We start from the raw sequence: 19,815 nt of genomic DNA on the forward strand, positions 1-19,815 counted from the left end.
TTGGCCGGCAGTATCACCCGCAACTCTCCGCTTCCCGAAACGCTTGCGGGTTTCGCCGCAGGCCAAGAGCTTCGCGGCCGGTTACGCTCAGTCCTCACCAATGGCGCGTGCGAAACGGGCCGCCGCCACGGCCGGCTCGTCATCGACAAGCCCGGTCATGGCGGCAACCGCATCGGCAAGCCGCTCGGTATCGCCCATCCATGCGCGCGCATGCGAATGCGCAACCTGTTCGCGCCAGACCTGTTCGTCCTGCCCGAGCCAGCGCATGGCCGCGGCAATCTCGGCCGGATCTTCGGAATTCACCACGGCACCGTTCCGGCCATGCCTGACCAGCGCATCGCGCGAACCGACCTGGTGCGAAACAATCGCGGGCAGGCCCAGCGCCAGGGCCTCGTTGACGACGAGACCCCATTGTTCTTCCCGGCTGACGAGGACCAGGCAAAGCGCATCGGGCAGCAGCCGCGAAACCTGCGGCGCTGTCAGGAAACCGGTAAAGGTCACGAGGTTTGCGATTTCGTGCCGCTCGATCAATGCGCGCATCTGTTCCTCGTCCTCACCCGATCCGGCGAGAATGAGCTTGCGGGCCCTGCTGCCTTCCTCCTTGGCGTAGAGGGCGAAGGCCTCGATCATGTTGAGCAGGTTCTTCTTGCCGACGAAGCGGCCGACAAAAACGAACGGGCGCTGGTCGAAGGGGGCCCCGTCGGGCGCATGGACGCCGCCGGCCTGCTCCCGCAGCCGATTGACACTGACGGTATCGTAGCCGGGCAATACCGGCCGGCGGCGAAAACCCAGCTGGCGGAAATAGGCGATGTGGCGCGTGGCGCCGACGATCGCGCCGCAATAGGCGCCGAGCACGATCCGCTTGCCCATTTCGACAAAGCGGCGGCGCGGTTTGTCATCTTCCTTGGATTCGCTGAAGACCACGACCTTGACGCCGCAGAGCCTGAGGGTCCAGGCAAGGACGATCATCAAGGGTTCGGCATAGGAAAGGCCGATCATCACCCAATCGCACCGGCGCAGCGCGCGGAACGTCGCCATGAACCTGCGATGGAGTGGAACCGCATTGTACGACTGGCCGGGAAAAAGGGTTACCTTTTGCGCACCGGCAACGTCTCCCGATGGCTCCCACGCGTAATGGAGCGAGGTCGTGGCCACCTCCAGCGCGAGCACATTGGCCTTGCCCTTGAGCCGCCGCGCCACGGCCTCGCATCGGTCGACGTGATAAGCGGCGAACTGTGCCCAGACGAGCGCAACTGTCGGGAGTTCCGGGGAATTGTCCTTATGCATCGCGGGGGTCTATGCGACACGGGGGCAGGCCATGCAAGCGCGCGCCGGTGGCAGGGTGGCGGCGGCCGGGGCAACCTGCCCGAGCCGCCACCACCCCCCGACTTATCGTTTCTGCACCTGGACCGAGAGATTTGCCGAGGGCAGGTTCACAGCAGCCGCCGTCGGATTGTAGAGCACGACGGTGACCGTGTTGGCCGCGGACACATAGCCGGTGACGATAAGGCCGCCCGCATTGGTATCCAGCGTCACAGCCGTTACCGCGTCACCCAGGGCTGCGCCTGTCACGGTGACGGTCGTGGAAGCGGTTGCACCCGCCGCCAGTTCCGGCGCATCATAGGTTGCGGAACCCGAGAACACTTGCCGGGTAGCCGTGACATAGCGCTCCTCGACCCAGCGCGAGAGCACGGCGTCGTATCTCAGCTCAAGGAAATCGCCGGCGGCATAAAGCTTGCGATCGCGCTGCAGTTTCAGCCCTGCACCGGCAGCGGGGAAGTTCACGACCTTACCCGGCGCCGGGTCGCCATGGTAGAACAGGACCTTCTGCCCATCCGCATAGCCGTAGGTCGAATTAAGCGTGATGTTCCACGTTCCCGCCGCCGGGAAAAGCACCATTGCCGCCCAGGAGACATCGTAGACCTTGTCCGCTGCGGGATAATCGTATGCCCCGCCATAGGGCTGTCCGGTGGACCGGTAAGTGCCGATGTCGATGCGCGGCAGGGCAAAGCCGGCCGGCGGGTTGGGGGAAACCGAGAAGGCCAGGTTCGTTTCGCCGCTGACGGTGAAGGCAACGGTGTTCTTGTCGTAAAGCCCCGGCATGCAGTGAACGCCGGCCGAGATGTAGCGGTTGTTCGCCTGCGCCAGCTGCGTGCGCCGGGCCTGGACGTTCACCCGGATATTGCTCGGCGGCACGACATAGGCCCCGGCCGGCCCGCCATTGATCTGGGTGGTCAGCGTGGGCGGACCATTGATCTGTACGGCGGGGAATGCGCTGCGCTGGTCGGCCCAGGCCTCGATGTTCAGGTGGATGTCCTTCAGCGCACCGACCCCGGGATTGAGCGTCACCGTGCAGTCAACCGTGACGATCGAACCGTGAATCCAGGATCCCAGGTAGATCGAGTCGGTAAAGCCCTCGATCCGCGTGCCGATCAGTTGCACCCAGGGCGGGCGACGGTTGTTGACGCGGGTGGAATAGGTGAACGGATAGCCTTGCGGAATGCTGCCATCCGGTCCGCCGCCCAGCGAACTGGAGTAGCAGTCATAGAGACGCCCGCCGATCATCGTGAAGTTCTGGGCACCCAGAACTTCGCAGGCCTGGTAGGAATTGCCGGCCTGGACGTTGATGCCAAGGAAACGGCCCGATGAAGACGGGTTCAGGGCCGATTGCGGTGAGCCATCAAGCGTGACGTTCTCCAGCATCTGCATGGCAATCGTGCTGCCGCCCACGTAATAGATCTCTCCGGCAAAGTTCCGGAACGTGCAATTGCGCAGGTGCAGGCGATTGCAGATGACATCCTGAACCCGCAGCCCCTTGTCGTTAAGAACCACGTTGCTGCGGTCGGCGGGATTGAAGGTGACGCCGCCATCGACCGAGAGGTTCTCGATCGCGATCCAGTCGACCGATGCGCCTGCCGATGGCCACACGCCGTTGGGCAGAATGAAGATGCCGCCGCCCTGCCAGTTGATGCCATTGACCACCTGGGTGATCGTGTTCTTGCTGCCGCCCTGCGAATTCTTCAGCAGCAGGTTCGTGCCGGCGCGGCAACCGCGCAGGCCAAGGCCGTCCGTGCTCGTGATGACGATCGGGTGTCCGTCTCTGGCGGCGGAAGAAGGGTGCGAGGTGCGGGTCGGGCACCACAGTTCGTACGTGGTCTCGGGGAATTCCACCCACTTGCATCCCGTGGCGCAGGCATAGTCGATCGTTGCCTGGATGATGGGCTGCTCGTTGATCCCGGCGCCCCCACTGGCACCGCCCTGGGCAACCGAAATGGATTTGTCCGGGCTTGCCGGCACGAGGCGGAAATAGCGGCCGTTGGCGGTCTGCTTGCAGAAGCGGGGATGGGCCGCAGCCAGCGCGGCTGTCGCCAGACTGTCGCTGATGTAGTGACCGATGCCTTTTCCGGGCGCGGAAAAGCCGCTCGAGACGATCATGGTGATTGATCTGTCGATGGTCTTGCCGGGCAGGCTGCTGAAAAGGTCTGCCGGCATGGCGGTTGCCATGGCCAGCGCGGCACTGTTCGCCGCCGTGCTGGCCGAGGATTGGGCGACGAGGGCCGAAGCCTGCGCTGCAGCGGCGTTCGAGGCGGCTGCATTCGCTGCAGCCCGGGCGATGATATCGAGCCCCATGGCTTACTGGCCCATCCGGTAGGCCAGCGATCCCGAGGCGAGCGTTATCTGGAGGTAAAGGGCAGCGCCGGCCTCGCCCTCGTCCCACACGGGTTCGCACAGGTTCGCGGTATAGCTGCCATAGGGCTGGCCCAGTGCGGTGAGGGGCAGCTTGACGGTGCCACCGTCGGTCGAGCGCAGGATCTGTACCTGGCCGCTCCAGGTGCCCGAGAGCGAGAGCATGACCGGACGGCCGGGAACCGGCAGGAAGGGCCCGACCGTTCCGGTGAGGTTGGCGGTTCCGGCGAGAGGCGCCGGCGCGGCTTGCGGAGCAGAGGCGACGGGGAGCGGATTGGCTGCGCTGACGATATCGCTTTCGCCCGCGGCATTGGCGAAGGCCAAGGCGAAGGGTGGCACATAGCCTGCAGGCGTAACGAGGGGAGACGGGGGCATGGAGGTCCTTTCGGCTGGAAGATTCGAGTCGGGATAACCGATTTGGTTATCTGTAGGAAAGTGGATCTCCAGAAAGTGGATGGTGACTTGCGTTGGAAAGAACCGGGCGCGAAGGCTGTTGCGAGAGAGCGCACTCCACGGCTAAGTGCTGGTCATGAAGCAGCAAGCGGCGGCAGGCGCAGGATAAAATGGCTGACGTCGCAGTCTTTCATCCCGGAACGCAGCATTCGTGGCAGACCGCGATGGCGCTGCGCGATATCGACCGGCTCGCCTGGTATGCGACCTCGATCTTCTACCAGCCCGACAAGCTGCCTTACCGGATCGAACGCTGGCTGCCCGCGCCGCTGTCCGAACGGCTGCATCGCGAATTCCTGCGCTTCAGCCATCCCGGCCTCGATCCGGCAATGGTTCGCACCTCGGGGCTGGCCGAATGGTTCGAACGGATTGCCGCACGCGCCGGTTTTCGCCGGCTGGCGCAGCGGCTCGACGCCTTCGGCAACCGTCGCTTCGCCCGCTCGCTCTCGCGCGAAATCGCCTCCGATCGCAGCTTTGCCCTGTGGGGGTTCAACGGCAGTTCGCTGGCCGCCTTCGAGACAGCACGGCGCGTTGGCCGCACCTGCATCCTGGACCGCACCATCGGTGATTTCCGTTACTACAATGCCCGGATGGCCGAGGTACAGGACCGGTACGGCGAATGGTTCCTGCCGACCGAGCGACGCATCGGCGATGACCAGATCGCCCGCGACCAGCAGGAGTTCGAACTGGCGGACTGCATCCTCGTCGGCGGGCCATTTGCCGCGCAAACGATCCGGGACCACGCCGGACCGCAAGTGGCCGCCAAGGTGCGCCAGTTCTCCTACTGCTATGACGAGGCCCTGTTCGGCCACCAGCCCTCGCCCGAGCCCGTGCCTCGCACTGGCCCTGTGAAGTTCCTGTTCATTGGGCAGGTCAACCCGCGCAAGGGGGTGCATCACCTGCTGGAAGCCTTTGGCCGGCTGCCCGCAAGCAATGCCGAGCTGACGATACTGGGAGACCTGCGCATCCCCGCGTCCGTATTCGCGCGCCATGCAGACCGGGTGAACTACATTCCCACCGTCGCCCGGGCGCAGGTGCCCGCGATCATGGCCCAGCACCATGTGCTCGTATTCCCGAGCTACTTCGAAGGATCTGCCCTGTCGCTTCTCGAGGGCCTGGCCTCTGGTCTGGCGCTGATCCAGACGCCGATGAGCGGGCTTGGCGTGACGGAGAAAACCGGCCTGATGCTCGATCGGCCTGATACCGATGCCCTCGAAGCGGCGATGGCGAGCGTCATTGCCGATCGGCCCCGCCTCGATGCCTGGCGGGCAGCGGCGCAGGACGAGGCGCGGAACTATACCTTCGCACGATACCGGGCGGGTATTGCCGCCTTTCTGGACGAACTGGACCTCTGACCGGGCTCAGTGCCCGGGGAATTCCATCAGCGACTGGACGGTAAGTCCGGCCCCGCGCAGCCGGTCGGCACCGTGGAGGTCCGGCAGGTCGATCACGAACAGCGCATGGTCGATGAGGGCACCGGCCTGGCGCAACAGCTCGGCCGCGGCCAGCGCGGTTCCACCGGTCGCGATCAGGTCATCGACGATCACCACGCGCTCACCGGGCCGGATCGCACCCGGATCGATTTCCAGCCGGTCGCGGCCGTACTCAAGAGCATAATCGATGCCGAGGGTCGGCACGGGCAGCTTGCCGGGCTTGCGAACCGGGATGAAGCCGAGGCCAAGGTGCGCTGCAACCGCTGCACCGAAAATGAAGCCTCGGGCTTCCATCCCGGCAATGGCCGCCGCACCGGCCGTGCTGGCCATGTCGGCAAGGTGGCCCACGCAGGCCCGCAGGCCTTCGCCATGGCTGATCAGCGTCGTGATGTCACGGAACAGGATCCCCGGTTCGGGAAAGTCATGGACCGTGCGGATCAGGTGTTTCAGCTCTTCGGGGGTCATCGTCAGTCCTCGAAAAGGAAAGGCCCCCGCACCGGGGTGCGAGGGCCTGATCCTGTTAGCCTTCAGGGCAGCAAGCTCAGTGCTTGTCGGCCCAGATCTGGCGCTTGGCCATATAGGCGAGCACCGTGGCGAAGAGCAGGAAGCCAAGGACTGCCCAGCCGGTCTGGCGGCGCTTGTCCTGCTTGGGCTCTGCGGTCCAGACGAGGAAGGCCGAGACGTCTTCTGAGATCTGGTCCTTGGTCGCCTTCGTGCCGTCGGTGTAGGTCACCTGACCGTCACCCGTGAGCGGAGCGGGCATCGCGATGTTCAGGTTCGCGAAGTAGGGGTTGTAGTGCAGCCCTGCGCCCGGACGGTTTTCCTTCGGCAGGTTGGCCGGCGGCTCCTGGTAACCCAGCAGCAGCGAGTGGACATAGGCCGCACCGCCATGACGCGCCTTGGTGATCAGCGAGAGATCGGGCGGCACGCCCTGGCCAGCGTAGAGCACCGGCGGGAACTTGTCCGTCGCGAGGCCCGGGCGCGTCTTAACTTCGCCGGTGTCCTTGTTGTACTCGGGCACCTGGTAAGTCTTGGCGATCGCCTTAACTTCGTCGTCATTGTAGCCGATGGCCTTCAGGTCGCGGAAGGCGACATGACGCAGCGAGTGGCAGGCCTGGCAGACTTCCTGGTAAACCTTGAAGCCGCGCTGCAGCTGCTGGTTGTCAAAGCGACCGAACACGCCGTCGCTGCTCAGGTGCAGCGGTTCCGGGTGCTTGTGGAACTGCGCCTCGACAGTCTTGGGAAGACCTTCGCTGGCCGTGCTGACAGCACCGACGACAAAGGAGTAGCCAAGCACGACCGAGAAGAACAGGCCGACGAGGATGGAGAGAATGCGGATCATGGTACTGTCTCTTTCCTTCTCGCTGGCTCAGGCCTTGCCGCCTTCGCTTCCGAGCACCGATTCGGTGATCGAGAAGGGCAGCGGTTCGGGGCGCTCGATCGAGGACACGATCGGCACGATGATCAGGAAGTGCGCGAAGTAGTAAAGCGAAGCCAGCTGGCTGAGCATCACGTAGGGTTCCTCAGCCGGGGCGCCACCGCAGTAGAACAGCACCACCATGGCCGGGATGAGGCCGAACCAGAAGAACTTGCGATACATCGGACGGTAGTTGCCCGAACGGACCGGCGACTTGTCGAGCCAGGGCAGGAAGAACCACACCAGGATCGCCGAGAACATCGCCAGCACGCCCATCAGCTTCGCCGGGAAGAACAGGAAGTCCTGGGTGAAGGCGCGCAGGATCGCGTAGAACGGCCAGAAGTACCATTCGGGAACGATGTGCGCCGGGGTCTGCATCGGGTTAGCCGGGATGTAGTTGTCCGGGTGGCCGAGCATGTTCGGCGCAAAGAACAGCACCGCGCAGTAGATCAGCAGAAACACGCCCAGTCCGAAACCGTCCTTCGCCGTGTAATACGGGTGGAAGGGAACGGTGTCGCTCTCGCTCTTCACCTCGACGCCGGTCGGGTTCGACGAGCCCGGGATGTGGAGCGCCCAGATGTGCAGGATCACCACGCCCAGGATCACGAAGGGCAGCAGGAAGTGCAAAGAGAAGAAGCGGTTCAGCGCGGCATTGTCAGGCGCGAAGCCGCCAAGCAGCCAGTGCTGGATCGGCTCGCCAACCAGCGGAATGGCGCCGAACAGGCCGGTGATCACCTGCGCACCCCAGAAGCTCATCTGGCCCCAGGGAAGCACGTAACCCATGAAGGCGGTTGCCATCATGAGCAGGAAGATGGTGACGCCGAGCAGCCAGATCATCTCGCGCGGGGCCTTGTAGGACCCGTAATAGAAGCCGCGGAAGATGTGCAGGTAGACCACCACGAAGAACGCCGAAGCGCCGTTCGCGTGGGCATAGCGCATCAGCCAGCCCCAGTTGACGTCGCGCATGATGTGCTCGGTCGAATCGAAGGCCACCGTGGCGTTGCCCGCATAGTGCATGGCCAGCACGATGCCGGTGACGATCTGAAGCACGAGGCAGAAACCGGCGAGGACGCCGAAGTTCCAGAAATAGTTCAGGTTGCGCGGAACCGGATAACCGGCGCCGACAGCGTTGTAGACGAAGCGCGGCAGCGGCAGCTTCTCGTCAAGCCACTGCATGGCCGGGTGGCTCGGCTTGTATTCGTTCGCCCAGGGAAAGCTCATCGTCGTCTACCTCAACCGATCTTCACGACAGTGTCGGAGGTGAATTCGTATTCCGGAACCAGAAGGTTCTTCGGCGCGGGGCCTTTGCGGATGCGGGCGGCGGTATCGTAGTGCGAACCGTGGCAGGGGCAGAAATAGCCGCCGAACTCGCCCTTCACCTCGCCTTCGGCGGCACCCTGCGGGACGCAGCCGAGGTGGGTGCAGACACCCATGGTGATCAGCCAGTTTTCCTTGCCTTCCTTCGTACGCTCCTTGAGCGTCTGGGGATCGCGCAGCGAACCGACGTCAACCTTGTTCGCCTCTGCCACTTCGGCAGGCGTCAGGTTGCGGATGAAAACCGGCTGCTTGCGGAACACGCCCTTGATCGCCTGGCCCGGCTGGATCTGACTGATGTCGATCTCCGTCGAGCTGGCAGCAAGAACGTCGGCCGAGGCCGACATCTGGCTGATCAGGGGAATAAGCGTGGCGGCCCCGCCGACACCTGCTGCACTGACGGCAGCAATGTTGATGAAGTCGCGCCGACGCACGCCCTCGGCCACGTGGCCTTCAGGGGTGGCAGTGCCCGCATCCTGTGACATGGTTGACCTAGTCCTGTCCAAGCGACCCGCTTCGCAGCATGCTGCCGCTGACGGGCCAGAAACCTCAATTGCGCCTTTCGGAGCCCCCTCCCGCCGGTGGGGAGGAAACGGTTGCAACACCGCCCCGATACCGACTTGCGGCCCCCTCTAGACGCGAAAAATTGGCCTGCCAACCGCCTTTTTCACCGCTTTGCGCAACTGCGGTTGCACAGCCGCTTCAAAGCCCGATCAGAGACAGCTGGCGGCCATAGTTCGCCTGTCCGAGATGGGTGGCGCGCCGGTACGAAAAGAAGCGTGCCTCATCGGCATATGTATCGAGGTGAAGCGGCTCGATTGCGCCGATTCCCGCCGATTGCAGCCGCGCGGCAACGTAGCCCTCAAGGTCGAACTGCCAGCGCCCGGGCCGCCCGGGAAGGAAGTGCCCGGCCATCGCCGGTGCCTGCGCGATGAACCGTTCGCGGAAGCCGTCGTCCACCTCATAGCTCGCCCGGGCGATGCAGGGACCAATCGCGGCAGCGATCCTCTCGCGCCGGGCGCCGAGGCCTTCCATCGCCTCGATTGTCCGGTCGGTGACTCCCCCGATCGCGCCCTTCCAGCCGGCATGGGCAGCGCCGATCACGCCAGCTTCGCGATCGGCAAGGAGTACCGGTGCACAATCGGCGGTGACGATGCCAAGCAGCAGCCCCGGCCGGTCGGTGACCATGGCATCTGCGTGGGGCCGCGCTTCGATCGGCCAGGGTTCGGTGACGACGACGCAATCGGGCGAGTGGACCTGGTAGACCGTCGCCAGCCGGGCACCGGGAAGCACGGCCGCGACCGCACGCGCCCGGTTCTCTGCCACCGCGCCATCGGCATCGCCCGCACCGAGGCCCGCGTTCAGCCCGGCGACCTCTCCGACCGAAATGCCGCCGCGCCGGCCGAGGAAGCCGTGCGGGACGCCGTCCAGTACCTTCGCGCGGATGACCTCTACCGGATCAGCCAAGGCTCTTGCTCACCTGTTCCAGCGTGTCGCGCGACAGCGCGGGAGTGGCGGCGATGCGCTCAAGCTCGGCGCGCATCATCGCTGCCCGCCGCTGCTCGATTCGCCGCCAGCGCCCCAGCGGGGCGACAAAGCGCGCCGCCGTCTGCGCGTTCAGCGGATCGAGCGCGAGGATCAGGTCCGCAATCATGCGATAGCCCTTGCCCGATTCGTCGTGGAAGGCATGGCCGTTCGACGCCAGCGCCATGTACAGCGCCCGCACGCGGTTGGGGTTGTGCAGCGTGAACTCGGCATGGCCTGCCAGCGCCTCTGCATGGGCAAGCGCATCGCGGTGGAGCGAGCCTGCCTGCAACGAAAACCACTTGTCGATGACCAGCGCATTGCCGCGATAGCGGGCGTGGAAATCGGCCAGCCGCTCTTCGCGCAGCGGGGTGTCGAGCGCGCAGAGCGCCATCAGCGCACCTTGCCGGTCGGTCATGTTGTCGGCGGCGTCGTATTGCGCGGCGGCGCGGCGCGCGGCCTCTTCGGGTGCTCCTGCTGCGAGATAGACCAGGGCCTGCGTCTTCACCTTGCGCGCGCCCTTGGCCTCGGCATCGAGCGAAAAGGGCACCGACGCAGCACGATCGTGCATCGCTTCGAACCGGCCCTGAAGCTGTCGGCCGACATGTGCCTTCAGCGCCTCGCGCTCACGCCAGATCGCCACCGGATCGGCAGCGAGCATCTGTTCGGCAAGGTAGGCCTCACCGGGAAGGACCAGCAGTTCGCCGCGCATCAGGTCATCCAGCGAGGCATCATCGAGCACGGCGGCCATGGCCTGGCAGATCGCCTGTTCGCCGCTCGCCCGCTCCTGCGCCGAAAGCCCGCCACCCAGCACGCCGACGAGGTGATGCACGACAAGGCTCTGGAGAGCTTCGTAACGGGCGAAGGGATCGTCGTCGTGCGCGGCGAGGAAAACGAGATCCTGCGCCGATTGGCCGGCATCGACTGCCACCGGGGCGGAAAAGCCGCGGTTGATGGAGAGCACCGGGCGGCTCGCATGGCTGGGAAATTCGCAGCCCATCTCGGCCTTGTCGAGCACCACCAGCTGCTCGCCCGAATGGGCTCCGGTCGCGGGGTCGAACAGGGCCAGCCGCAAGGGGATCGGCACGGGCTGCTTGTCGGGCTGGCCCGGCGTGGGCGGCACCTGCTGCCTGAGGTGCAGGGTGGCCGTGGTCCCCGAATGCTCCAGCCGCGCGGTGACGCGGGGTGTTCCGGCCTGCGAATACCACAGGCGGAACTGGCCAAGGTCCAGCCCTGCCCCTTCCTCGATCGCCTTGACGAAATCCTCGCAGGTGGCGGCTTCGCCATCGTGCCGGGCAAAGTAGAGGTCTGTGCCTTTGCGGAAGCGTTCCGGCCCGGCCATGGTCCGCATCATGCGGATTACCTCCGCGCCCTTGTTATAGACGGTCGCGGTATAGAAGTTGGAAATCTCCTGGTACGAATCGGGGCGGATCGGGTGCGCCAGCGGGCCCGAATCCTCAGGGAACTGGGCCGCGCGCAGAACCCGCACGTCCTCGATCCGCTTGACCGGCTCGGAGCCCATGTCGGCACTGAACAGCTGGTCGCGCAGGACGGTGAAGCCCTCCTTCAGCGAAAGCTGGAACCAGTCGCGGCAGGTGACGCGGTTGCCCGACCAGTTGTGGAAGTATTCGTGGCCGATCACCGCCTCGATGCCATCATAATCGGCATCGGTCGCGGTTTCGGGGTCCGCCAGCACGTAGCGGGTGTTGAACACGTTGAGGCCCTTGTTCTCCATGGCCCCCATGTTGAAATCCGAAACGGCGACGACGTTGTAGAGATCGAGATCGTATTCGCGCCCGAACACCTCCTCGTCCCACTTCATCGAATTGATCAGGCTGCGCAGCGCGTGGTGCGTGCGGTCCTCGTCCCCGGCGCGCACCCAGATGTTGCAGGTAACTTTGCGCCCCCCGCAAGTGGTGAAGACATCGCTGGTGGAAACGAGATCGCCGGCAACCAGCGCGAACAGATAGCTCGGCTTGGGCCAGGGATCGTGCCATTCGGCCCAGTGGCTGCCATCGGCTTCCTGCCCGCTTGCCGCGCAGTTGCCGTTGGACAGCAGTACCGGGAAAAGCTGCCGCTCGCCCGCCATCCGCACGGTGTAGGTCGAAAGCACGTCGGGACGGTCCGGAAAGAAGGTGATGCGGCGGAAACCCTCTGCCTCGCACTGCGTGCAGAGCATGCCGTTGGAGGCATAGAGGCCCATCAGCTGCGTATTGGCCAGCGGCGAGATCTCGGTCTCGATGGCAATTTCGTGCGCATCGCCCGGCAGGTCCAGCAGCAGTTCATCGCCTTCCATGCGCCAGGAATTCGTCGGCGCGCCATCCACGCAGACCGCCTGTGCCATCAGCCCGTCGCCATTGAGACGCAGGGTCCGGTCATCGCCATTGCGGCGGACCGACAGGCGCGAGGACACTTTCGTCGTCTCGATCCCGAGCGCGAAGTCGAGCCGCACTTCCGGCACCAGCCATGCCGGGGGGCGATAGTCTTCCCGGCGGATTACCGGGGGAGCGGCGGGCGCATTCTGCATATCCATGGGTCCCGGTGTAACCCCATTTGCCAAGGCGCGTCACCCGGCTATTCGACGGATTGTGTCACGCATGTTCATCTTCGGCCTTGGCTATAGCGCCGCCGTCATCGCCCGCCTGCTGGAAAGGCGCGGCTGGGAAGTGGTCTCTACCGGACGCAGCGGAACCCTGTCCTTCGACGACGAAGGTTCGGTGCGGCTGGCCCTTGCCGATTCGAGCCATGTCCTCAGCTCCGTCCCACCCGGTGGCGAGGGCGATGATCCGGTACTGGCGCGCTATAGCGGGGCGCTGGGCGGAAAGTGGCTGGGCTATCTCTCCTCGACCGGGGTCTATGGCGATACCGGCGGGGCCTGGGTGGACGAGACTGCACCCACCGGCACCGGCCGCCGCACGGCGCGGGCGGACTGCGACGGCGAATGGCTGGCTCGCGGCGCGCGGGTGTTCCGCCTGCCGGGGATCTATGGCCCTGGTCGTTCGGCGATCGACCGGGTGCGCGAGGGCCGGGCGAACCGCATCGACGTGCCGGGACAGGTGTTCAGCCGCGTCCATGTCGACGACATCGCCGAGGGCTTCGTCGCGGCGCTCGATGCGCCGGCCGGGGCCTATAACCTCGGCGACGATTATCCGTGCAGCCAGAACGCAGTGATCGAAGAGGCCTGCCGGCTGCTCGGGCTTGCGCCCCCGCCGCTGCTGACGCTGGAGCAGGCGAACCTCTCTCCCATGGCCCGGGCCTTCTATGCCGAGAACCGGCGCGTCGCGAACGGCAAGGCAAAGCGCGTGCTGGGCTGGAGCCCGCGCTTTCCGACCTATCGCGAGGGGCTGGCGGACTGCCTTGCGGCCGCGCGCCAGTAACCCTTTCCGGTCAATAACCGGGCAGGGTCAGCGTGCCTTTTGACCAATCGACGCGCAGGTCCATCCCGCTTGCCACCGGGCGGCCGAAGCCGTCCTTGCCCGCCGTGAAGGCGGCCTGCCGTGCCAGTTTGCAGGCGGCCGCATCGAGGGCATCGTCTTCGCCCACCCCAAGGATCATGCACGAGACCGGCTTGCCCTGCGGGTCGAGCAGGACCCGGACCCGCACCGGCCATTTGGACGGTGAAGCCGGGCGTTGCTCCGGTGGCACGATGATCGGCGATACCAGGCTGGGGAGAGTTTCCGGGGAGGCAAGCTGGACCCTGGCCTTTTCTCCCTGCCAGTTCACCTCAACCGGCAGGCCGCGCAAAGGCCAGCGCCGCGGCGCAGTCTGCACCGAAAGCAGGCCTGCGCAGGTGGCATCGTCAAGCCGCTTGTCGCCGGAAGACACGCGCAGATCGCAGCGAACAGCCTGTCCGGTGTTGGCGATGTCGATCACAGCACCTGTCACGGCCTTCTTCGGCAGGCCCTTCCGGTCAGCCAGGAAGTTCTTGAACTTCGGCGGCGTCAGGCTGATCGGCGCATCCAGCGAATAGGCCGGCGGCCACGCATCCCGGCGGCTGTATGGCGCGGGCCCGAGGAACCGGCTTGGCGGCGGCGGAGCCGGCGGTGCGAGCATGTCGTAGCGCTGCCGCATGTAATAGACCGCGACCGCGACGGGCGCTTCGATCCGCCTGCCCTCCGCATCGATAGCCGGCCTGAACTTGCGGTTGGCCTTGACCAGAGCGCAGGCCGCCTCCCCAAGGTTCTGGTCGGCCGGAAGCTCGGCGCGCTTTCCCTGGGCATATTCGAACGCATCGACCCGCGCACCCCGGCAGGAAACGATGGCCCCGTCCGGCGCGATGACGAGATCGACCGTCACTTCGGCCTGGCGCGTCTCCGAGCCGGCGCGCAGCCATTGCGGGAACGGCACATTGACCAGCGGCGGTCCACCCCGGTCGATCAGGCTCGGGCGGCGAATCATGGTTGCCGTTGCCGGGTGATCGCCCTGGGGCTCGCGCCAGCTGTTGTAGATCGTCACCCGCTCCTGCAGCGGCGGCTCGGCGCAGGCGGGCGGCTTTGGCCCCCATGCCTGGCAAACAGGTAGCGACTTTGCCGGTTCGATTCCGGCGGGCTGAGCAGCCGTGGCGGCTACGGGCGCTGCGGCCAGAACGAACAGATAGGCGATTGGCGTAATCATGGTGCGACCCACTCCCCCGGTTCGCCGCGTCCTATTTGCGGCCCCACAAAGCTATGACCAGCCCGGCCAGCGCAAGCATGCACCCTGCCACGGCGAGCCCCGTCCAGCGATAGCCTTCGAGCACGGTTGAGAGGAACATGGCAAGCACGACGACCAGCACGCCGTTATAGGCCGCGCGCCCTGCCCCCAGGTTGCGCACCAGCCCGAAATAGAGCGGGAAGGTAACGACCGATCCCGCCAGCGCGAGATAGGCTGTGCCTGCCCAGAAGCCCAGGCTGGACGGGATCACCGGCGGCCCGGCCGTGACCAGGGCGAAGACCACGTCGATCGCCACGCCCCATGCCATGGACCAGGCCAGCAGGCTCGCCATCGGCAGCGAACGGCCGGTATCGTTTGCCTGAACGACATTGGCGACGGCCGCCGCGATCATCCCGCCAAAAGCCAGCGCCACGCCCAGCCAGACGTTGCCGCCGATTCCGCCAGTCTGCGCCTCGTTGACGAAAAGCAGGGCGATGCCGGCGATGGCAACCAGGCTGCCAAGGGCGAATTGCCGGGTGATTCGCTGGCCCAGCCACAACCAGCCCAGCAGCATGTTGGGCACGAACAGCAGCGAGAGCATGACCGCGACGATGCCCGAAGTCAGGTGCCGTTCCGATTCGTACACGAACATGTAATTGCCGCAGAACTGGGTCAGCCCCACCAGCATGGCGAGCCGCTGGCCCTTTGCCCCGATCCGCAGGCTCTTGCCGGTGGCGAGCGCAAGGATGGCCATGGCAGGGGCGGCGATCACAAAGCGCCAGACAACCGCCCAGGCCGCCGGAACGCCATCGATCTGCCCGGTGATCACCCACCAGGTCGATCCCCAGATCAGGGCGACGAGCAGGAAGGGCCCGGCAATCCGCGGGTTGAGGAACGATGCCTCTGCCGGCGCGCTCATAGCGCAGCCACGGCGCGGGCCAGTGCCGAGACATGCGCCGCGTCGCTGGACCACGAGGTGACGAGCCGGGCGGCATCATCCCCCCAGTCATAGAAGGAAAAGCCCTGCGCGCGCAGCGCCTCGCGCTCGGCAGCGGTCATCCGCACGAACAGCTCGTTGGCCTCCACCGGATGGAGCAGGCGGCCGGCACAGGCAGCGCCCAGTTCCTGCGCCGCGGCATTGGCGGCGCGGGCGTTATCCAGCCACAGCCCGTCCTCCACCATGGCGACAATCTGTGCTGCCAGGAAACGCCCCTTGGATTGCAGGTGCCCCGCGCGCTTGCGGCGGTAGCGCACTACGTCGGCCAGCCCGTCCTCGAAAAAGACGATCGCTTCTGCGCCCATGCCGCCGTTCTTCACGAAGCCGAACGACAGGGCATGGACCGCGCCGGATCCGCAGGCCTCATCCGGGGTGCAGCCAAGGAAGGATACGGCATTGGCGAATCGCGCGCCGTCCATGTGCAGGCGAAGGCCGCGCTCGTGCGCAAACCGGCCGATCGCGGCGACCTCTGCCGGGCGATAGGCGCAGCCATACTCGCTCGCCTGGGTGATGGAGATCGCGTGCGGCTGGACCTGGTGCACGTCGTTGCGGATCGGATCGATCACAGCGGCAATCGCCGAAGGCGTCAGCTTTGCGCCTTCCCCTTCGGCCAGCATCAGCTTGGCCCCGTGCAGGTAGAAGCCGGGTGCGCCGGCCTCGTCCATCTCGATATGCGCTTCGCGGTGGCAGACCACCCCGCCGTGCGGCGGCACCATCGGCGCCAGTGCCAGGCAATTGGCCGAAGTACCGGTTGCCGTCCACAGCACGGTGCAGGGACGGCCGAACAGGTCCGCAAACAGGCTGTCCAGCCGTCGGCTCAAGGCATCGCCGTCATAGGGCGAATCGGGGGCATCGGCGGCCTGCATGGCGGCCCAGACCTTCGGGTGGACCCGCGCGGCATTGTCGGACATGAATTGCATTGCCATATCGGCTTTGCCGATGACTCACCCAAGGTCAAGGAGAGCAGAGCGAATGGAAGGCCTCACCATTACCCGCCACGGCAGCGCGTCAGCCGGGGAATACCACGCCCACGTCGAGGGCAGCGACAAGATCGGCCGGCTTACCTGGGTGCAGAAAGACAACGTCCGCGCCGCGGAACACACGCTGGTGCCACCTGAACTTGGCGGACGGGGAATCGCCGCGCGGCTGGTCGACGCCCTGGTCGCAGACGCGCGCGAACATGGCTTCAAGGTGAAGCCGGTGTGCAGCTATGTCGTGAAGGCCTTCGAAAAGCACCCCGAATGGGCGGAACTGAAGGCCTGAGAAGAAATGGTGCTGCTGGGGAGGATTGAACTCCCGACCTCAGCCTTACCAAGGATGCGCTCTACCACTGAGCTACAGCAGCCAACCATTTCGTCCGTCCGGCAGTCCGGACAGGCGGGCGCTATTGTCCGCGCGGCGGGCGAATGTCAAGGACGGCTTGAGCCTTACTGAAAATCACCGCAATAGGATGGGCCGATGGCCAAGGAAGAACCCGCCTTGACGCGCGAGGAAAGGCTTGCCGCCCAGCTGCGCGAAAACCTGAAGCGGCGAAAGGCGCAGGCACGCGCCCTGGCGCAGGGCGACGAGCCACCCCTTCCCAAACAGGCCCCCAGGCGCTAGGGGCCAGCCTCCTTTCGCTAGAGGGAACGAAGGAATACCCGTGCCCAAGCTGATCCTTGTCCGCCACGGCCAGAGCCAGTGGAATCTCGAAAACCGCTTCACAGGCTGGTGGGATGTCGATCTCACCGAAAAGGGTGAGGCCGAAGCCCGCGCTGCCGGCGCGCTGCTGGCCGAAAAGGGCCTGCTGCCGACCGTGGCCTTCACCTCGTTCCAGACGCGCGCGATCAAGACGCTGCACTTTGCCCTAGAGGCGGCCGGTCGCCTCTGGATTCCCGAGACCAAGGACTGGCGCCTGAACGAACGGCACTATGGCGGCCTCACCGGGCTCGACAAGGCGGAAACCGCAGCAAAGCACGGCGATGACCAGGTGAAGATCTGGCGCCGTTCCTTCGATATTCCGCCGCCGGTGCTCGAAGCCGGCAGCGAGTTCGACCTGGGCAAGGATCCCCGCTACGCCGGGATTCCCATCCCCTCGACCGAGAGCCTGAAGGACACGATCGCCCGCGTCCTGCCCTATTACGAGGCCAACATCGCCCCGGCCCTGCGCGCTGGCGAGACAGTGCTGATCGCGGCTCACGGCAATTCGTTGCGGGCGCTGGTGAAGCACCTGTCGGGCATTTCCGATGACGAGATCACCGGCCTGGAGATCCCGACCGGCCAGCCGATCGTTTACGAGCTGGACGCCGATCTCAAGGCGACCGACCGCTATTACCTCTCGGAGCGCTGAGCGATGACCGCGCCCGTCGCCATCGTCATGGGCAGCCAGTCGGACTGGGCGACGATGAAGTGCGCCGCCGATGCGCTCGACAAGCTAGGCGTGCCGCATGACGTGAGAATCGTCTCCGCCCACCGCACGCCCGATCGCCTTGTGGCTTTCGCCAAGGGGGCAGAGGCAGAGGGTTTCAAGATAATCATCGCCGGAGCGGGGGGCGCTGCTCACCTGCCGGGAATGGTCGCCTCGATGACTCACCTGCCCGTGCTGGGCGTGCCGGTGCAGAGCCGGGCGCTCTCGGGCCAGGACAGCCTGCTTTCGATCGTCCAGATGCCCGCCGGCATTCCCGTCGGCACGCTGGCCATCGGTGAAGCGGGCGCAACCAATGCCGGCCTGCTGGCAGCATCGATCCTTGCCACGAACGACCCTGCATTGAGCGAACGGCTGAAGGCCTTCCGCGCCGCGCAGAGCGAAAGCGTGGCGGAAAGGCCGTCCTGAAGCCATGATCCCGCCGGGCGAGACAATCGGTATCCTCGGCGGCGGCCAGCTTGGCCGGATGATCGCCATGGCCGCGGCACAGCTGGGCTATCGCTGCCACACCTACGCGCCTGAGCCCGATTCGATCGCGGCCGATGTCTGCGGCGCCTTCACCTGTGCCAACTGGGACGATGCCGAGGCCATGGCCAGCTTCGCCGCCGATTGCGCCGTGGTGACCTACGAGTTCGAGAACGTGCCTGTCGCCCCGCTGGCGGGAATCGCGCCGGTGCCGGTGCTCGCCCATCCCCGCGCGCTGGAAGTGGCGCAGGACCGGCTGGCGGAGAAGGTCTTTGTTTCGGGCCTCGGCGGCCGCCCCGCGCCCTTCGCCAAGGTCGATAACGATGCCGATCTTGCCGCCGCCATCGCGCGGATCGGCACCCCCGGCATCCTCAAGACCCGCCGCGACGGTTATGACGGCAAGGGCCAGTGGCGGATCATGCAGCCCGGCGATGTCGATGGACTCGACCTGCCGACCACGCCGCTGATCTACGAGGGCTTCGTCGATTTCCGCGCTGAATTCTCGGTGCTGCTGTGCCGTGGCCAGGATGGCGACATCCGCTTCTGGGATACGCCGGAAAACGTCCACAAGGGCGGCATCCTTTCCACCTCCACGGTGCCCGGTTCGGCACTGGTCCAGGGCGAAGTGGCCGAGGCGCGCGCACTTGCGGCCAAGGTGGCCGAGGCGCTGGACTATGTCGGCGTCCTCACCCTTGAATTCTTCGCCACCGAAGATGGCCCGGTGTTCAACGAAATGGCGCCGCGCGTCCACAATTCGGGCCACTGGACCATCGAGGGCGCGATCACCAGCCAGTTCGAGAACCACGTCCGCGCCATCTGCGGCCTGCCACTGGGCGATACCTCGCTGGCGGCCAGGGGCGTGGTGATGAACAACCTGATCGGCGATGATGCGCATGACTGGGCGCAGATCCTGTCCGATCCGGCCAACCACCTTCACCTTTATGGCAAGGCGGCAGCGCGCCCCGGTCGCAAGATGGGCCACGTCACCCGCCTTATCCTGGAATGAGCGCAGAGGTTTTCCTGATCTATGCCCGCGCCGGTAACGGCGTGATCGGCAACATGGGCGCCCTGCCCTGGCACCTGCCCGCAGACCTCAAGCGGTTCAAGGCGCTGACCATGGGCAAGCCGATGATCATGGGCCGCAAGACCTTCGATTCGTTTCCCGCCCCGCTGCCCGGCCGCCGCCACATCGTGCTGACGCGCGACCGGAACTGGCAGGCACACGGCGCGGAAGTGGCGCATACGGTGAACGAGGCGCTGGAGCTGGCCGGAAGCAGCACCGTGGCCGTGATCGGCGGCGCGGAGATTTTCGCGCTGTTCCTGCCGCTGGCCGAATGGATCGAGCTGACCGAAGTGCACGGCAGCTATCCGGGCGATACCTTCATGCCGCCGCTCGGCCCCGAATGGCGCGAAGTGGCGCGCGAGGAACACGGCGAGCAGGACGGCAAGCCGGCCCATGCCTTCGTCACCCTGCGGCGGGACCAGTAGCCCC

20 protein-coding genes and 1 tRNA gene are annotated in these 19,815 nt (G+C 65.8%); 8 read left to right on the top strand and 13 right to left on the bottom strand.

What is annotated here, in order from left to right; all coding sequences use genetic code 11:
* Nucleotides 1-87: 87 nt before the first annotated feature.
* The 3 genes from C0V78_RS09175 to C0V78_RS09185 all read right to left on the bottom strand — a co-directional run bounded on the left by C0V78_RS09175 (nucleotide 88) and on the right by C0V78_RS09185 (nucleotide 4,062).
* Nucleotides 88-1,287 (bottom strand): glycosyltransferase, encoded by a 1,200-nt coding sequence (locus C0V78_RS09175; RefSeq protein ID WP_101797435.1) that lies wholly within the window; start codon nucleotides 1,285-1,287, stop codon nucleotides 88-90.
* A gap of 102 nt (nucleotides 1,288-1,389) precedes the next feature.
* Entirely contained in the window at nucleotides 1,390-3,630 is a 2,241-nt protein-coding gene (locus tag C0V78_RS09180; RefSeq protein ID WP_101797436.1) for a hypothetical protein, read from the bottom strand.
* Nucleotides 3,631-3,633: 3 nt separating this feature from the next.
* A complete protein-coding gene (locus C0V78_RS09185; protein ID WP_144039866.1) occupies nucleotides 3,634-4,062 on the bottom strand; it encodes a hypothetical protein in 429 nt (142 codons plus the stop codon).
* Between the two features lie 188 nt (nucleotides 4,063-4,250).
* On the opposite strand from C0V78_RS09185, the gene C0V78_RS09190 reads away from it, so the two are divergent.
* Entirely contained in the window at nucleotides 4,251-5,492 is a 1,242-nt protein-coding gene (locus C0V78_RS09190) for a glycosyltransferase family 4 protein (protein ID WP_101797438.1), read from the top strand.
* Between the two features lie 6 nt (nucleotides 5,493-5,498).
* Here the strand turns inward: C0V78_RS09190 and C0V78_RS09195 are convergent, their stop codons facing one another.
* From C0V78_RS09195 to pepN, 6 genes are all read right to left on the bottom strand, one after another.
* On the bottom strand, nucleotides 5,499-6,035 hold the full coding sequence (locus C0V78_RS09195; RefSeq protein ID WP_101797439.1) for an adenine phosphoribosyltransferase: 537 nt from the start codon (nucleotides 6,033-6,035) through the stop codon (nucleotides 5,499-5,501).
* A 76-nt stretch (nucleotides 6,036-6,111) separates the two neighbouring features.
* Entirely contained in the window at nucleotides 6,112-6,912 is an 801-nt protein-coding gene (locus C0V78_RS09200; RefSeq protein ID WP_101797440.1) for a cytochrome c1, read from the bottom strand.
* A 27-nt stretch (nucleotides 6,913-6,939) separates the two neighbouring features.
* Nucleotides 6,940-8,208 carry a cytochrome b/b6 gene (locus C0V78_RS09205; RefSeq protein WP_101797441.1) on the bottom strand — a complete coding sequence of 423 codons (1,269 nt, stop codon included), beginning with the start codon at nucleotides 8,206-8,208 and terminating at the stop codon, nucleotides 6,940-6,942.
* Nucleotides 8,209-8,219: 11 nt separating this feature from the next.
* Nucleotides 8,220-8,786, bottom strand: a complete 567-nt coding sequence (gene petA, locus C0V78_RS09210; protein ID WP_173843366.1) for a ubiquinol-cytochrome c reductase iron-sulfur subunit — start codon at nucleotides 8,784-8,786, stop codon at nucleotides 8,220-8,222.
* Between the two features lie 217 nt (nucleotides 8,787-9,003).
* The gene (gene pgeF / locus C0V78_RS09215; RefSeq protein ID WP_101797442.1) at nucleotides 9,004-9,768 is read right to left on the bottom strand and encodes a peptidoglycan editing factor PgeF; all 765 of its coding nucleotides are present in this window, start codon (nucleotides 9,766-9,768) and stop codon (nucleotides 9,004-9,006) included.
* Complete coding sequence (gene pepN / locus C0V78_RS09220) at nucleotides 9,761-12,352, bottom strand: aminopeptidase N (protein ID WP_371514443.1); 2,592 nt, start codon at nucleotides 12,350-12,352, stop codon at nucleotides 9,761-9,763. The genes pgeF and pepN overlap by 8 nt, the downstream gene beginning before the upstream one ends.
* A gap of 61 nt (nucleotides 12,353-12,413) precedes the next feature.
* Between pepN and C0V78_RS09225 the strand changes: the two genes are divergently transcribed.
* The gene (locus C0V78_RS09225) at nucleotides 12,414-13,202 is read left to right on the top strand and encodes an NAD(P)-dependent oxidoreductase (protein WP_101797444.1); all 789 of its coding nucleotides are present in this window, start codon (nucleotides 12,414-12,416) and stop codon (nucleotides 13,200-13,202) included.
* Between the two features lie 10 nt (nucleotides 13,203-13,212).
* Here C0V78_RS09225 and C0V78_RS09230 read toward each other — a convergent pair whose 3' ends face one another.
* From C0V78_RS09230 to C0V78_RS09240, 3 genes are read right to left on the bottom strand one after another with little or no spacing between them, the layout of a single operon-like run.
* Complete coding sequence (locus C0V78_RS09230) at nucleotides 13,213-14,439, bottom strand: energy transducer TonB (protein ID WP_144039867.1); 1,227 nt, start codon at nucleotides 14,437-14,439, stop codon at nucleotides 13,213-13,215.
* Between the two features lie 31 nt (nucleotides 14,440-14,470).
* Entirely contained in the window at nucleotides 14,471-15,376 is a 906-nt protein-coding gene (locus C0V78_RS09235) for a DMT family transporter (RefSeq protein ID WP_101797446.1), read from the bottom strand.
* A complete protein-coding gene (locus C0V78_RS09240; RefSeq protein WP_101798289.1) occupies nucleotides 15,373-16,374 on the bottom strand; it encodes a low specificity L-threonine aldolase in 1,002 nt (333 codons plus the stop codon). Before C0V78_RS09240 ends, C0V78_RS09235 begins: the two co-directional genes overlap by 4 nt.
* A 52-nt stretch (nucleotides 16,375-16,426) precedes the next feature.
* Between C0V78_RS09240 and C0V78_RS09245 the strand changes: the two genes are divergently transcribed.
* The gene (locus C0V78_RS09245; RefSeq protein ID WP_101797447.1) at nucleotides 16,427-16,717 is read left to right on the top strand and encodes a GNAT family N-acetyltransferase; all 291 of its coding nucleotides are present in this window, start codon (nucleotides 16,427-16,429) and stop codon (nucleotides 16,715-16,717) included.
* A 7-nt stretch (nucleotides 16,718-16,724) separates the two neighbouring features.
* Here the strand turns inward: C0V78_RS09245 and C0V78_RS09250 are convergent.
* Nucleotides 16,725-16,799: transfer RNA gene (locus C0V78_RS09250), tRNA-Thr, on the bottom strand.
* Between the two features lie 113 nt (nucleotides 16,800-16,912).
* Between C0V78_RS09250 and C0V78_RS15020 the strand changes: the two genes are divergently transcribed.
* From C0V78_RS15020 to C0V78_RS09270, 5 genes are read left to right on the top strand one after another with little or no spacing between them, the layout of a single operon-like run.
* Nucleotides 16,913-17,056 carry a hypothetical protein gene (locus tag C0V78_RS15020; RefSeq protein ID WP_173843368.1) on the top strand — a complete coding sequence of 48 codons (144 nt, stop codon included), beginning with the start codon at nucleotides 16,913-16,915 and terminating at the stop codon, nucleotides 17,054-17,056.
* 40 nt (nucleotides 17,057-17,096) lie between these two features.
* Nucleotides 17,097-17,783: a 2,3-diphosphoglycerate-dependent phosphoglycerate mutase gene (gene gpmA / locus C0V78_RS09255; RefSeq protein ID WP_101797448.1), complete on the top strand. Its 687-nt coding sequence runs from the start codon at nucleotides 17,097-17,099 to the stop codon at nucleotides 17,781-17,783.
* Nucleotides 17,784-17,786: 3 nt separating this feature from the next.
* Complete coding sequence (gene purE / locus C0V78_RS09260) at nucleotides 17,787-18,266, top strand: 5-(carboxyamino)imidazole ribonucleotide mutase (protein WP_101797449.1); 480 nt, start codon at nucleotides 17,787-17,789, stop codon at nucleotides 18,264-18,266.
* 4 nt (nucleotides 18,267-18,270) lie between these two features.
* The gene (locus C0V78_RS09265) at nucleotides 18,271-19,329 is read left to right on the top strand and encodes a 5-(carboxyamino)imidazole ribonucleotide synthase (RefSeq protein ID WP_101797450.1); all 1,059 of its coding nucleotides are present in this window, start codon (nucleotides 18,271-18,273) and stop codon (nucleotides 19,327-19,329) included.
* On the top strand, nucleotides 19,326-19,811 hold the full coding sequence (locus C0V78_RS09270; RefSeq protein WP_101797451.1) for a dihydrofolate reductase: 486 nt from the start codon (nucleotides 19,326-19,328) through the stop codon (nucleotides 19,809-19,811). The genes C0V78_RS09265 and C0V78_RS09270 overlap by 4 nt, the downstream gene beginning before the upstream one ends.
* Nucleotides 19,812-19,815 lie beyond the last annotated feature (4 nt).

The organism is Novosphingobium sp. TH158, assembly GCF_002855555.1.
Lineage (GTDB): Bacteria > Pseudomonadota > Alphaproteobacteria > Sphingomonadales > Sphingomonadaceae > Novosphingobium.